Source organism: Niabella sp. ZPM-14, assembly GCF_055693045.2.
Genome location: NZ_CM181148.1, coordinates 965738 through 978940, shown reverse-complemented (window position 1 = coordinate 978940; position 13203 = coordinate 965738). Strand labels below are relative to the sequence as shown.

General features: G+C 45.8%; 12 protein-coding genes, 1 tRNA gene and 1 pseudogene. 9 read left to right on the top strand and 5 right to left on the bottom strand.

All coding sequences use genetic code 11. The annotated features are described in order from the left end of the window. The first annotated feature begins 24 nt into the window (after positions 1–24). The 3 genes and pseudogenes from ACU37H_RS04105 to ACU37H_RS04095 form a co-directional block, all read left to right on the top strand. Positions 25–1083 (top strand): hypothetical protein, encoded by a 1059-nt coding sequence (locus ACU37H_RS04105; protein WP_472703086.1) that lies wholly within the window; start codon positions 25–27, stop codon positions 1081–1083. 16 nt (positions 1084–1099) lie between these two features. Next, on the top strand, positions 1100–1423 hold the full coding sequence (locus ACU37H_RS04100; protein WP_472703085.1) for a hypothetical protein: 324 nt from the start codon (positions 1100–1102) through the stop codon (positions 1421–1423). Positions 1424–1610: 187 nt separating this feature from the next. Further along, positions 1611–2351: pseudogene (locus ACU37H_RS04095) on the top strand (recombinase family protein); the annotation flags it as partial. A 773-nt stretch (positions 2352–3124) separates the two neighbouring features. Here ACU37H_RS04095 and ACU37H_RS04090 read toward each other — a convergent pair. The 4 genes from ACU37H_RS04090 to ACU37H_RS04075 all read right to left on the bottom strand — a co-directional run bounded on the left by ACU37H_RS04090 (position 3125) and on the right by ACU37H_RS04075 (position 6274). Continuing rightward, positions 3125–3209, bottom strand: a tRNA-Ser gene (locus tag ACU37H_RS04090). A gap of 121 nt (positions 3210–3330) precedes the next feature. Then, positions 3331–4737: a hypothetical protein gene (locus tag ACU37H_RS04085; RefSeq protein ID WP_472703084.1), complete on the bottom strand. Its 1407-nt coding sequence runs from the start codon at positions 4735–4737 to the stop codon at positions 3331–3333. Continuing rightward, a complete protein-coding gene (locus ACU37H_RS04080; protein WP_472703083.1) occupies positions 4734–5300 on the bottom strand; it encodes an RNA polymerase sigma factor in 567 nt (188 codons plus the stop codon). The genes ACU37H_RS04085 and ACU37H_RS04080 overlap by 4 nt, the downstream gene beginning before the upstream one ends. 251 nt (positions 5301–5551) lie before the next feature. Beyond that, complete coding sequence (locus ACU37H_RS04075; RefSeq protein WP_472703082.1) at positions 5552–6274, bottom strand: DUF4397 domain-containing protein; 723 nt, start codon at positions 6272–6274, stop codon at positions 5552–5554. Between the two features lie 210 nt (positions 6275–6484). Here ACU37H_RS04075 and dnaK point away from each other — a divergent pair, with 210 nt between their 5' ends. The 6 genes from dnaK (at position 6485) to ACU37H_RS04045 (ending at position 12474) form a co-directional block, all read left to right on the top strand. After that, entirely contained in the window at positions 6485–8407 is a 1923-nt protein-coding gene (gene dnaK, locus ACU37H_RS04070) for a molecular chaperone DnaK (protein WP_472703081.1), read from the top strand. Positions 8408–8558: 151 nt separating this feature from the next. After that, positions 8559–8765, top strand: a complete 207-nt coding sequence (locus ACU37H_RS04065; protein WP_472703080.1) for a hypothetical protein — start codon at positions 8559–8561, stop codon at positions 8763–8765. A gap of 149 nt (positions 8766–8914) precedes the next feature. Next, positions 8915–9076, top strand: coding sequence for a type II toxin-antitoxin system RelE/ParE family toxin (locus tag ACU37H_RS04060; RefSeq protein WP_494407587.1), 162 nt, complete (start codon positions 8915–8917; stop codon positions 9074–9076). A gap of 191 nt (positions 9077–9267) precedes the next feature. Continuing rightward, positions 9268–10692 (top strand): MATE family efflux transporter, encoded by a 1425-nt coding sequence (locus ACU37H_RS04055; protein WP_472703079.1) that lies wholly within the window; start codon positions 9268–9270, stop codon positions 10690–10692. Positions 10693–10835: 143 nt separating this feature from the next. Continuing rightward, positions 10836–11549, top strand: coding sequence for a proteasome-type protease (locus tag ACU37H_RS04050; protein WP_472703078.1), 714 nt, complete (start codon positions 10836–10838; stop codon positions 11547–11549). A gap of 85 nt (positions 11550–11634) precedes the next feature. After that, complete coding sequence (locus ACU37H_RS04045; protein WP_472703077.1) at positions 11635–12474, top strand: transglutaminase-like domain-containing protein; 840 nt, start codon at positions 11635–11637, stop codon at positions 12472–12474. Positions 12475–12491: 17 nt separating this feature from the next. On the opposite strand, the gene ACU37H_RS04040 is transcribed toward ACU37H_RS04045, so the two are convergent. Continuing rightward, entirely contained in the window at positions 12492–12983 is a 492-nt protein-coding gene (locus ACU37H_RS04040) for a TlpA family protein disulfide reductase (RefSeq protein ID WP_472703076.1), read from the bottom strand. Positions 12984–13203: the final 220 nt, after the last annotated feature.

The window sequence follows — 13203 nt, the reverse complement described above, 5'->3', positions numbered from 1 at the left end:
GAATTGTAAAACTTAAAATGCTGTATGATGAGCAATCAGCTTCCCGTAAACAGAGTAGAGATGGAACTGAGCCAATGGCGTTCAAGGGAAGATCGTTTCAGTAAGCTGTTCTCTTTCAATCTTTCATCCAACAGGGCATTGCTCAAAGAAAAGCTGCAATACTATGAAAGGATAGCCACTAAATATAAGGGCACACAGGATCTTGACGAGCGGTTTGCCTTGCGAGTGTTAAGGCAGGAACGAAACAAAATGGAGAAACAGCTTTATCCTAATCTATTGATACGCCTATTGCGCAGGTTGCTGGTTGCTCCGGTAAGAGAACAAATTGTAATACGGCAGAATGCAAGGCAGGCAGAGCAAAACAGCCAGTCGCTGCACGACCAGTTGCAGCGTGCTGGCTTTACCGGGCTTTCTAATAAGCTGGATGAGCAAATCAGGCAAGGTCAGGGGCAATTCAACATTCCTGTTTCCTATTACATCAATGAAAAGGAAAGGCTGGATCACCAGTTATCTTTTGCTAAAGACCAGGCTGGACAATATCAGTTTGAAGGGTATAAAACATCCCTGCACAATGAAATGAAGCCGGAGGAAAACAGGCAGCAATACTTCAGTATGAAAGCTGGGTACGGAATTGATACCATAGAAGCGCTTAACCTTTTGGCTGGGCGTTCCATTCAAAAGGACGGAACTTGGGTACAGCTTGATTTCAATGATAAAGATCCACAGGGAAACTACCGCGTTAAAGAGTTTCAATCAGGATATGGCTATGATCTCGAAAAGGTATTGAAGCAACTTCCCTTAAAAGAGCTGCTCAACAAAAGCGAAGCGGACAAACTACAGGATGCATTGAAACAGGGAGGCCGGCAGTCAGTAAGCTTTATCAAAGATGGCAATGAGCAGCGGTATTATATTGAGGCCAATCCACAGTTTAAATCGGTGAATATTTATGACGAGCATTCAAGGAAGATAACCCTTGCCACCGCCTTGGGCAATAAAACAATGGAAGCGGTAAAGCTTACGCATAAGATCAATGAACGGCAGGATGAAAGCCAATCAAAACGAAACGGTATGCGTGTGAGCTGATTAAATGGTTGGTGTAATGGACAAGTCAAAGCCTTTATCGGATTTCTTTTCGGCAATAGAACAGGATGGCCGTATCAGCATCACGCACATAGGCATCTATGCTGCGCTGTTGCAATACCGTATAGAAAATGGCTTTGTAAATCCCATACAGGTATTCAGTCATGAGATTATGCGTATCGCCAAAGTTTCGGCCCCGATAACGTACCATAAGTGCGTGAAAGAATTAAGTGAGTACGGGTATATCAGTTATATGCCCTCATTCAAACGTAACCAGGGAAGTAAGATATACTTTCCTGATAAGCATAAACAACATTCAGAAGATATGAGATTACAAACTTAGCAAAGCCCGTTCAAGGGCTTTTGCTGCCTAAATACAAGGAGGTGTGAGATGGAAAATGTGAAAGAGAAAACCACCCTGATGGACGATGAAATATTGAAAAGTAATGACCAATTCGAACAGGAAAAAGAGCGGAAATTCGTAAATTTAATCATTGAAATTATTGTCTCATCAACGTTAAGAGAGTACTATGAAAAGGGCGATCAGATATCTACGTTTTAGTCAGTTGGGCCAGAGCAACGGCTCGATTGAAAGGCAGGAATTATATACCGATCAATGGATTAAATTCAACGATATTGAACTCGTCGATACATTCATTGATCGTGGGAAAAGTGCAAGAACGTTTGACAGACCAGACTTTATTAAGCTTCAGGAATTCATATCCAAACATTATAAAACAGTTGATTACTTATTAGTGGATCAGTTGGACAGGTTTAGCCGTGATGCGGGTGAAGCAATGAGTATGGTCAAGAAGCTTCAGCGGAAATACAGCATTCAGGTGGTAAGTGTTACCGAAGGCATAACCTTCGACTACGATACACCGGGCAGTTTCTTTAGAGCTGGGTTGCAGTTATTGCTTGCTGAAGAAGATAATATCAACAGAAGTATCAAGGTAAAGGGAGGCTTATACACCGCTAAAGCTAAAGAAGGAAGGTTTGTATTTAAAAATCCGCCCTTTGGCTATCGGAAACAAGGTGAGCGAAAAGATCGCCGTTTAATCGTGGAGGAAACCGAGGCAAAAATAGTGAGGTTTATTTATGATGCTTATTTACGAGAAGTGCCTTTATACAAGATCAAGGAAAAGGCATATGAACTAGGGTTTGACAGAAAAGGCAGCATGGCTATTGAAAGAGTGCTGGCTAATCCTGTATATGCTGGTCTTCTAAAAGTGGAAGCTTACAAAGAGCATCCTGGTGGCTTGTTTCCTGCTATTCATGAGCCAGTCGTTGATATTACAACTTGGCAAATGGTTCAGAGCAAAATGAAAAAGCCTGAAAAAGTAAGGACAGTCCTAGATGACGAAATTCCTTTGCGTGGAATATTAAAATGCCATTGCGGTAATCCCTTATCAGGCGCTCCGTCACGAGGTAAATCCGGTAAATATTTCTACTACTACAAATGCAGGCATTCAAAACATAATAACATCAGTGCGATTAAAGCACATAATCAGTTATTGGGTGCATGTGAATTGATGAGCCTATCAAACACGAGAGTTCGCGAAATTCGGAATGGCTGCAAAGCATCGGTTGAAACGGAGATGAAAGCGAACAGGCAGAAGGTTGTTGACAAGAAACATGAGTTGGAAGAAGCACAGGAGAAGCTGTTTTCGGTTGAGGAGAAATGGATCAAGAACGAAATTACAAGGGATACTTACGACAGATGGTATTCGACCTATAATCACACTATCCTTAATCTGAAGGGAGCCATTGAACGCCTTAGCAATGATCAGGGAAGGGCATTTGAAATACTTGAAAAGAACCTTAGCCTCCTGGGTGACATGAAATATGTTTATACTCAGGCAGATACTATGCAAAAGAGAGAATTCATCAGCATGGTGTTCGACAACAATTTATACTATCAGGAAGGCATCTATCGAACACCTACAATGATGGATATGTTCAGCCATAACTCATTGCAAATGAAGGAAAAAGGGTATTTGATATATGAAAAAAAAAGGGATGATTTTTCAATCATCCCTTCCAGCGGAGAGAGAGGGATTCGAACCCCCGGACCTGTTACAGTCAACGGTTTTCAAGACCGCCGCATTCGACCACTCTGCCATCTCTCCGGGCGCAAAATTAGGGGTGTGGTCGCAATCAGCAAAATAGATTTTTATTCCGGGCACATTTTTTTGCAAAACGAAAAAACCCGCTCTTAAAAAGCGGGCTCACCATTCATATCAGTAATAGTTACAAATCAAATTTGAGGCGGATCCCAGTGCCCATGTACCGCAGGTCTTGCCGTGTCACGTTCTTCATGGGAACTTTGATAAACGGTTCCAGTGACACTGCATTTTTATCGGAGATCTTTTGCCGGTAACCAAAGGAGAAATTGTAAAACCCGAGCATCGGCGTGGTCTCCGTTTGAATATTCGGCGATTGGTTGGTGGTGTTTTGCTCGCTGAACTTTACCACGCGGTCTTCTTTTTGCATGCCCTTGCTCGTCTCTACCGAGATCCGTACGTTTCGGTTGTCAGCAAAAGTGTAGGTTTTATTGTCGTTAAGAACTACCAGCGCAGAAACACCCGCGGTTGCGTAAAATTTCTTGTTGATATTATAATTGATCTCTACCGGTATGTCAATTCCTGAAAGAGAGCCCTGTACTTCCTGGAGGGTTCGTGCCTGAGATGCACTGGCGGCTGAGTTGTAAGCGAGTAGTCCGTTGTCCGACTTGCCGACAGCGCCCAATGCTCCCTCTCCGGGAGGGCCGGCCGGACCGAGATCCGCTGATGCTACAGGGGACATGGGATCGAACGACCGGGAAGCGGATATTTTCGCATGGGCGATGCCCGAACTAATCTGGACTTTATCGCTGATCGCGTAGCCCAGCGAAACGCCATAGCCCATATTAATCCCTTGCTCTCCAAATAAAGGCGAAACGTATAAGCTGGGCTGCCAGCGACTATTTTTATCAGAAGATGTCTTGTTCTCTGACCGAGCCGGAGCTTGAGTCGCCAGCAATGGAGGCTGTTCCCGGGCGAGCGGCTTCTGATCCGCCGGTTTGTTATTTTCGACTACAGTATTTTTCCAGAAGTCTACCTTCTGCTCAGATGATTTTTGTGCGGGCGTCGTGGATACGGGCGGGCGCGCCGCGACAAGCGGTTGAAACGCGACTACTGCCGGCACTGAAGGGCTCAAAGAACCAGTGGGAGCGACACCCGCTATCCTGCTTACTTGTTGGCCTGTTATTAACGCTGGCACACCGGGGTGAATGTGACCATCAATATCAGTATCGGCAGGTTCATGTTCCCGGAGCGCTGTGCCGGTTGTAGAATGATCCTGTAATAAATCGGGGAGCACATCTTGATCGCGGGTTGCAGGAGGATCTTTCTTTTCCTGCCGCCCGGCGATGCTTCCCGGAGCGGAGACCGGCTCGTCGGTTATCCGAACAGGAGTAAAGAGCTGTGCCAGCAAAATGATGCCGATCACGGCAGCCGCTGCCGCGCTGATCCATACCATCCGGGTTAGGGGCCGCTTTCGGGGACCGGCATCTTGCTGCGCCACAAACCGTTCCCACGCCCCTTCGTCGTACGGCTCCTCGTGGTGTTGCAAGGCACCCTTTACATGTTGAATAATATCGTCGTTCGGATCTGTCATATTTTGAAATTTTCACTATACAAGGCCTTTAGCTTGTTTTTGGCCCTGGATAGATAGGAGCGGCTTACATTTTCCGGTATCGCCAGAAGTCCGGAGATCTCCTGGTGCGAAAAGCCCTCTATTTCGTATAAATTAAAAATCGCCTTTTGAGTCTGGGGTAGTTGATTCAGTAATTTCAATATGTCTTTGGCTTCCGTCGTCTGCACCTGTATTGGCGAAGCGAATGACACCTGCGTATCTGCTATATCTTCCCGCCCAAAATCTATTTTCTTTTTCCTCAGGAAATCAATGGCGGTGCGGGAGGCAATTTTGGCGGTCCATGCCTTGAAAGACGCAGTCAGATCTCCGCTTTGCCCTAATGCATTGAAAGAAGAAATGTTGTTGAAGATCTTGATAAAGCTGTCATTGACCAGTTCCTCTGCGAAGTGGTGGTCGTTGACATAGCGGATCACCACGCCCTTCAGGTAGCCGTAAAAGCCCCTGTAAAGCGTCCCTTTATGATGCTCTTTATTCTCCCGGCATCCTTTTAAAGTATACTCCAGTTCATCTCCGCTTAACGCCAATGTGTGTTTTTTAACCAGCTTATTATGAGTCTCGTTTACAGTATCTTCTTTTGATATTGCTGGATATACGTCGTCGAAAGTGAGCATTACCGGTTTGTCTTGTGTGATCCTGTCAGTATCGATTTCAACTTCAAGTTTATAGTGTCGCCCGGTACCGCTTATCGTCCGCCAAAACGTTTATCCTAAAAAATCAGCCAGCCTGCTGTTGCCGGCCTGGCTGATTCCAGTCTATAAAGGTACGGGTGAATCTTTTAATGAGCGAACACGTCCAGTTTTATCCGTGTTCCGGCGGCATCGCTGCCGGCCCTGTACCCGCCACTCCAGATCGTGTAAATGTTTCCGCGCAACAGGTTGAATGGCTCCAGGGTTGCCAATAACGTGTTTTGCCCGGTAGGTTTTAACTGAAAGACAATATTCGGGGTTGCTTTATAGCTAAAAAAGTTGCCTGCCTTTTTGTAGGTGATATTAGTAGCCACAGGCGTCGGGTTGTCTTTGACATATAGGTCAAGCGCCGGAGCGTCGGGGCTCATATTTGCAAAACGGATACGAACGGAATCCGTACCGGCTGCCCGGGTGCTGTCGTGCAATGCAACTGCATCCATTTTTGATGCCGTGTCAACGATGAACACAGTGTAGTATTTACTCACCTCAAAGTTCAGCCCTTTGGTGAACATCGGAGAAGAAGAAGCCGCTCCGGCATTATATACCTTCAATGTACGGTTACCGGTATACGCCCGAAAATACTCAATACGGTCTGTGTAATTAAAATAGTTGACACCCAGCCGGTTATCGTCGAGCGCGATGTCAAGCGCTGATAATCCTGCGGAAGCATGAACCACACCTACGGCTGCTGCATCCGGCAGATTATAATAATCATCGTCTGATTTGGAGCAGCTTAGGAGACCAAGGGTCAGAAAGCTTAGAGCGAACAGGGCTTTGGAAGTGCCTGATTTTAAAAATGTGATTGCGTTCATTGTAAATATTGTTTAAGAAGGAGGATTAAAAACAAATCAGCTGATCTGAATATTTATACGTGTTAAAACCTCTTTGCGCAACAGGTGTCTTAAAAAACCGCCAAAATTTTTGTACTGACATTTTTGCATATTTTTTGCTTCGGCACAATCATTGGAAAACAACAATTACCGCAAAAGCGGTATATCCTAAAAACAAGAAATATAAATATTATGGGTAAAATTATCGGTATTGACTTGGGAACCACCAATAGCTGCGTAGCGGTGATGGAAGGTAACGAGCCGGTGGTAATAGCAAATGACGAAGGCCGCCGTACGACGCCGTCGGTGGTTGCATTCCTGAAAAATGGAGAGCGCAAAGTGGGTGATCCTGCAAAAAGACAGGCGATCACCAATCCTCAAAACACCATTATGTCCGTAAAACGTTTTATGGGCCGTCGTTTTGACGAAGTTTCAGAAGAAATCAGCCATTGGAGCTACAAAGTGGCAAAAGGCGACAATAATACAGTTCGGATTGATATAGATGGCAGATTATACACGCCACAGGAGATTTCGGCGATGGTATTGCAGAAAATGAAGAAAACTGCTGAAGATTATCTGGGTCAGGAAGTGAACGAAGCGGTGATCACCGTTCCGGCTTACTTTAATGACGCGCAAAGGCAGGCTACCAAAGAGGCGGGCGAGATTGCCGGTCTGAACGTGCGCCGTATCGTGAACGAGCCTACTGCCGCAGCTTTAGCATACGGTTTGGACAAAGGCGGAAAGGACCACAAGATCGCGGTATTTGACCTGGGTGGTGGTACTTTCGATATCTCCGTGTTAGAATTGGGCGACGGTGTGTTTGAAGTAAAGTCTACTAATGGTGATACCCACCTGGGTGGTGACGATTTTGATAAAGTGATCATGGACTGGCTGGCTGATGAGTTCAAATCTGACGAGGCCATCGATCTGCGCAAAGATCCAATGGCATTACAGCGTCTGAAAGAAGCAGCAGAAAAAGCCAAGATAGAATTGTCCAGCTCTTCAGAAACAGAGATCAACCTGCCTTATATTACCGCAGTTGACGGCGTACCTAAACACCTGGTAAAAAAATTAAGCCGTGCTAAATTTGAGCAATTAGCAGACGACCTGTTCGCACGTTGCCTGAAGCCTTGTGAGGCCGCATTGAAAGATGCAGGAATGAGCGCCAGTGAAATTGAGGAAGTGATTCTTGTAGGTGGTTCGACCCGTATTCCTAAAGTACAGGAAATCGTAGAAAAGTTCTTTGGTAAGAAACCTAATAAAGGTGTGAACCCGGATGAGGTAGTAGCCATTGGTGCTGCGATCCAGGGTGCTGTGTTGACCGGTGAAGTGAAAGATGTATTATTGCTCGATGTTACCCCGCTTTCTTTAGGTATCGAAACAATGGGAGGCGTAATGACTACGTTGATCCCTGCCAATACTACCATCCCGACCAAAAAATCGGAGGTATTCTCTACTGCAAGCGATAACCAGCCGGGCGTGCAGATCCACGTAGTGCAAGGTGAGCGTTCCATGGCGAAAGATAATAAGAGCCTGGGTATGTTCAACCTCGATGGTATTCCGCCAGCACCACGCGGTGTTCCCCAGATTGAAGTGATGTTTGATATCGATGCAAATGGTATCATGCACGTTACCGCGAAAGACAAAGGCACAGGAAAAGAGCAGAAGATCCATATCGAAGCAGGTAGCGGTTTGAGCAAAGAAGAGGTAGAAAAGATGAAGGCTGAAGCAAAGGCCAACGAAGCCACTGACAAAGCCGAAAAAGAAAAGATCGAAAAACTGAACCAGGCCGACAGTCTGATCTTCCAGACCGAAAAGCAGTTGAAGGAATACGGAGATAAAGTGCCTGCAGATAAGAAAGCTACAATTGAAAGTGCAGCAGAAAAACTGAAGGAAGCGCACAAACAGCAGGACATCGCAGCGATCGATGCCGCTATGACCGAGCTGAACAATGCGTGGACCGCAGCCAGCGAAGATATTTACAAATCAGGCCAGGCAGGCCCCGACGCAGCTGGTGCGCAAGGTCAGCCGGGAGCAGATCAGGCGGGCGCACAACCAGGTGGTAACGCCGGTGGTGAAGATGTGACTGATGTTCCTTACGAAGAGGTAAAGTAAGCTTAGCTTTAGAATATTAAAAAAAGGCTCCGCATGTATTCTTGCGGAGCCTTTTCAATATTGTGGGATTTGGTAAAATATTTTTTTAAGTTTACGTTGTAATAAATCAGGTACTCGTCATTTTGAAATTTTCTAATAAAATGTTCGACCTATGAAGGTATTGGTAGAAATAAAAGATAACAAGGTCGATTTTGTGATGGAACTTTTGCAGAACTTATCTTTTGTTAAGGTGGAGGCCGTCGGCAAAAAGAAGAGCAACTTTGCAAAGGAATTCAAAGCTTCGGTTAATGAAGTTGCATCGGCAAAAAAAGGCAAGGTGAAATTGAAAACAGCAGAACAATTGTTAGATGAGTTATAGCATCGAGGTTACCGCTTACTTTGCCAGGCAATTAAAACGCTTAGTCAAAATATCCTTCTTTAAAGGATGACTTCTCTACTCTTGTAAATTCACTAAAAGAAAATCCTCAGCAAGGCACTGCTCTTGGTAATAATTGTTATAAAATAAGATTGGCAATTACTTCTAAAGGCAAAGGGAAAGCAGGGGGAGCAAGGGTGATAACGCACTTGCAAATTGTAGAATCAAGACTTTTTTTGTTTTCAATCTACGATAAATCGGAACAATCTGATATTAATGATAAAGACCTCGCCAACTGGATCAAGAACTTGTAACGCAGTAGGAAAAACGTGAGAAATCAATATTCTCCCTATCTTTGCCCCACTAAAATGCCCGAATAATGAAAGTGTTCTTTGCCGGTATCCTCGTACGCACTCGCTAGTACAGCCGGATTTTTCTTCAGACAACAACTGGTACCGAAGCCTTCGGCACCTGACTTTTACTTTCATTCAATCACTCAATTCACATGACAACAACGCATAAAAGTGCTGGAAAAGTAGCGCAATCCTTTCAACTATTAAAAGAAGCACTGCAGGGCAAAGAAATTGATTATACCACTGTAAGTATCCGCAAAGCAGTGATCATGCTGGCGATTCCCATGATGCTGGAAATGATGATGGAGTCTGTTTTCGCATTAGTGGATCTGTACTTTGTAGGACATCTCAAAGAAAGCAGCGTAGCTATTCAAACGGTAGGCCTTACCGAATCTGTTTTAACCGTGATCTACTCAGTCGCCATCGGCATGAGTATGGCCGCAACGGCAGTCGTAGCCAGGCGAATCGGCGAGAAAAACACGGAAGAAGCCGCTCATAGCGCTGCACAGGTGTTGATTATCGCCTTCTTAGTGAATACGGTTCTGAGTGTTACCGGGATCGTGTACGCGAAAGAGATCCTGATGGCCATGGGCGCGACAGAGCCAGCCGCGGAACATGGTCAAATGTTTACCAAGATCATGATGGGAAGCAGCATTGCGATCATGCTGTTATTCCTGATCAACGGGATTTTCAGAGGCGCGGGTAACGCCGCCATCGCCATGAAAAGCCTGTGGGTCGCCAATATCTGCAATGTAATATTATGCCCGATTTTTATCAATGGCTTAGGGCCTGTTCCCGCCATGGGCCTTACGGGCGCGGCTATCGCCACGGCCACTGGAAGAAGCATTGGTGTACTGTACCAATGTTATCATTTGTTTTGGGGCAAGGGACTGATGCGGCTCGCCGCCCGCCATTTCAAGGTTGATGCCGGTATCATGAAGTCGCTGGTCAAAATAGCCACGCCGGGTATTTTTCAATTTGTGATCGCGTCCTGCAGCTGGATCGTCCTGGCCCGGCTGGTAGCGGTTACCGGCGGCGAAGAGGGAAGTGCCGGCTACCAGACTGCCTTGAGGCTGATGATGTTTTTCATGCTGCCCGCCTGGGGATTGAGCGGCGCGGCATCGACCTTAGTGGGGCAGAACCTGGGTGCCAACGCTCCGGCCCGCGCTGAGCAAAGCGTTATGAAGACGGTCAAGTACAACGTCATCTTCATGGTAACTGTTTCGCTCATCTTCTTTGTGTTGGGCGATTGGTTGGTAGGCTTTTTCACCGAGGTAGAAAACGTGAGAAACGTTGCCAGTACCGCGATGTACATCATGGCTGCAGGATTTATCTTTTACGGCGTCGGCATGGTGATGATCAATGCCTTCAATGGATCCGGCGACACGTGGACGCCCACAAAAGTGAACTTCTTTGGATTTTGGTTATTCCAGATACCAGTAGCTTATTTGCTGGCCAAACAGTTTGAGCTTGGTGCCACCGGTGTATTTATTGCCATTCCGGTGGCAGAAGCCGCCATTACCGTCGTGTCCTTCGTGCTGTTCAGGCGCGGCCGCTGGAAGCTCAAAAAGGTGTAAGTAGCCTGCCTGACTTAGTTGACTCTGCATCCGGCGAGGCTCAGCGGTACCATCTTTGTGGCGTTACAAGAGATCTGTTCACCAGGGCGCGTTACAGATTGCTCATAAAAATGTATTTTTAATTTTTACCAAGAAAATATACAATGACTTATTGCCTGGGCATTAAATTAAAGGATGGATTAGTGGGTATTTCAGACACACGCATCTCGGCCGGAACGAACGTAACCACCCGCAAAAAGGTTTCCGTGCATGAAGACGGACAAAATTCCCTGTTCATCATGACCAGTGGATTGAGGTCGGTCAGGGATAAGGCGATTACCTATTTCCAGGAATTGGTGGCAGATGGTATTCCTTACAGCAAGTTGTACGAAGCGGTCAACGCTTTTGGCGAACAGATCAAGCGTGTGGCTAAAGAAGACGAGACTGAATTGGCGGCTTCAGGTTATAAGTTCAATCTCAATGCGATCGTTGGCGGACAGCTAAAAGGAGATAAGGAGCATAAATTGTTTTTACTTTATAGTGAAGGCAACTGGATCGAAATGGCCATGGGGTCGCAGTATGCGATCATTGGCAACAGCGGACAGGGAAAGGCGATCTTAAACCGTGTGTTGAATGAGAATACGACGATCAAGCAAGCGCTGAAAGCCGGGTTTCTTTCCTTCGATTCTACACGCGTCAGCTCCAATGACGTGGAGTTCCCGATTGACGTGGTCATCTATGAAAAAGATGGCTTCCATCTTATTCAGAACCGGTACGAATACGAAGAGCTGAAACCTGTGTCTGACGCGTGGGCTACCAAGCTACACGAGGCACTTGAGGAAGTTCCTGACGACTGGATGGACAAAGCTTTCAGGTAGAGATTTCAGTTTTATCATACTCGAATGATTGAAGACGGTCCTCAGCGGCCGTCTATCGATCGTTCATAAAAGCCCTTTGATCAATATGAAGTTTGCAGTTTCAAGTGAGCTATCTTATAATATAAAATCAGACACTACTTTCTTTTTCAATATTCAGGTGGCCCGTACCAGGTACCAGACCATAGTGGAAGAGCAACTGCAGACCAGCCCGGAAATCAAAGTGGAACCTTTTGAGTCCGGCGTCCGCGGAGCGCGCTTTCTGCGCGTGCATGTGACGCGCCCGGGATCTTTCAAAATCAGATATGATGCGACGGTAGACCTGCGGTTGAAGAAGGTCCGGTTGAAAAAAGATAGCTATCTGTCTGTCAACGAGATTCACACAGATGCCGTTCCCTACCTGTATCCCAGCCGTTATTGCCAGGCCGACCGCATGTATAAATTTGCCGATATGGAATTTGGTGGTATCCGATCCACCTATGGAAAAGTGAAGGCCATTTGCGATTGGATCAGGAAGACGGTGCATTATGTGAGTGGCAGCAGCAACGTAAATACCTCATCGCTGGAAACGATTACCCAACGGGAAGGGGTGTGCCGTGACTTTGCTCACTTAGGAATTGTGTTGTGCAGAGCCCTGTCTATTCCTGCGCGTTACTTTGCTGCTTATGCGTATTTGTTAAATCCGCCGGATTTCCATGCTTGCTTCGAAGCCTACATTGATGGGAAGTGGATCATTTTTGACGCGACGGGAATGGTGCCGCTGCACGGGCTGGTGAAGATCGCCCATGGTTATGACGCTGCAGACACTTCCTTTGCCAATATTTATGGCGATGCAGAAGCGGTAGGGGTCCAGGTAAGCTGCCAGGCGTTGAACAAAAAGGCTTTTGAGCAACAGCGAACGAAGCTGGATCTGGTCAGCTATAGTTAAGACAGATTACGTAAGTTCTACCTGCCGAAAGCTTTCAGGATACTGGGTATGCCTAAACTTCCCTCATAGGTGGAAATCAGTTTTTTATTCTTGTCGTAAAACGCCAGATAGGGGAGGTTTTTCATTTCATAATAAGGCGGCATTACATAAGCAATATCTCTCCCTACTGTTATACCATATTTTGCCAACTTATATTTATTAGCAAAGGCTTTCATCGTTCCGAAAGGCATGGTGGTAGCCATAACGATCTGGATGCCCTTAAACTTGCTGATGTTTTTGATCAGCTCTTCTGTTTCATGTTGGCAATGATCACATTCGGGACTAAAAAACATCAGTAAAAGGGGTTGATCCTTTTGAAGCCTGGCTTTCAGGTTCCACTTCGTTGTACTGTCTGTCAATAGTAAGACAGCAGGTGGCGGCGTTCTTTGTTGTAAATAAAGCGGTTGTTGCTGTCCGAAAACGGTCAGGCTGCATACCAGCGAAATAGCCAGGCTTAAAATAAATTTCATTCGTGTTTTTTTTGCTTGCAGCTTCGCTGCGATTTTTTCGGATGGAACACCCTAAACATTTCCCGGTTTGAGAAAAAATAATTACCGGCGTTTCATCCGATCGATTTTTATGTAAATAAATCTCGCGATAAAGGTAAGGAAATGATGTATTTCCAAGACCAAACGCTGCAAGGTGACCCATTATTTTTGGACAACTGTCAGCTATGGTTTGGTTTCCAGT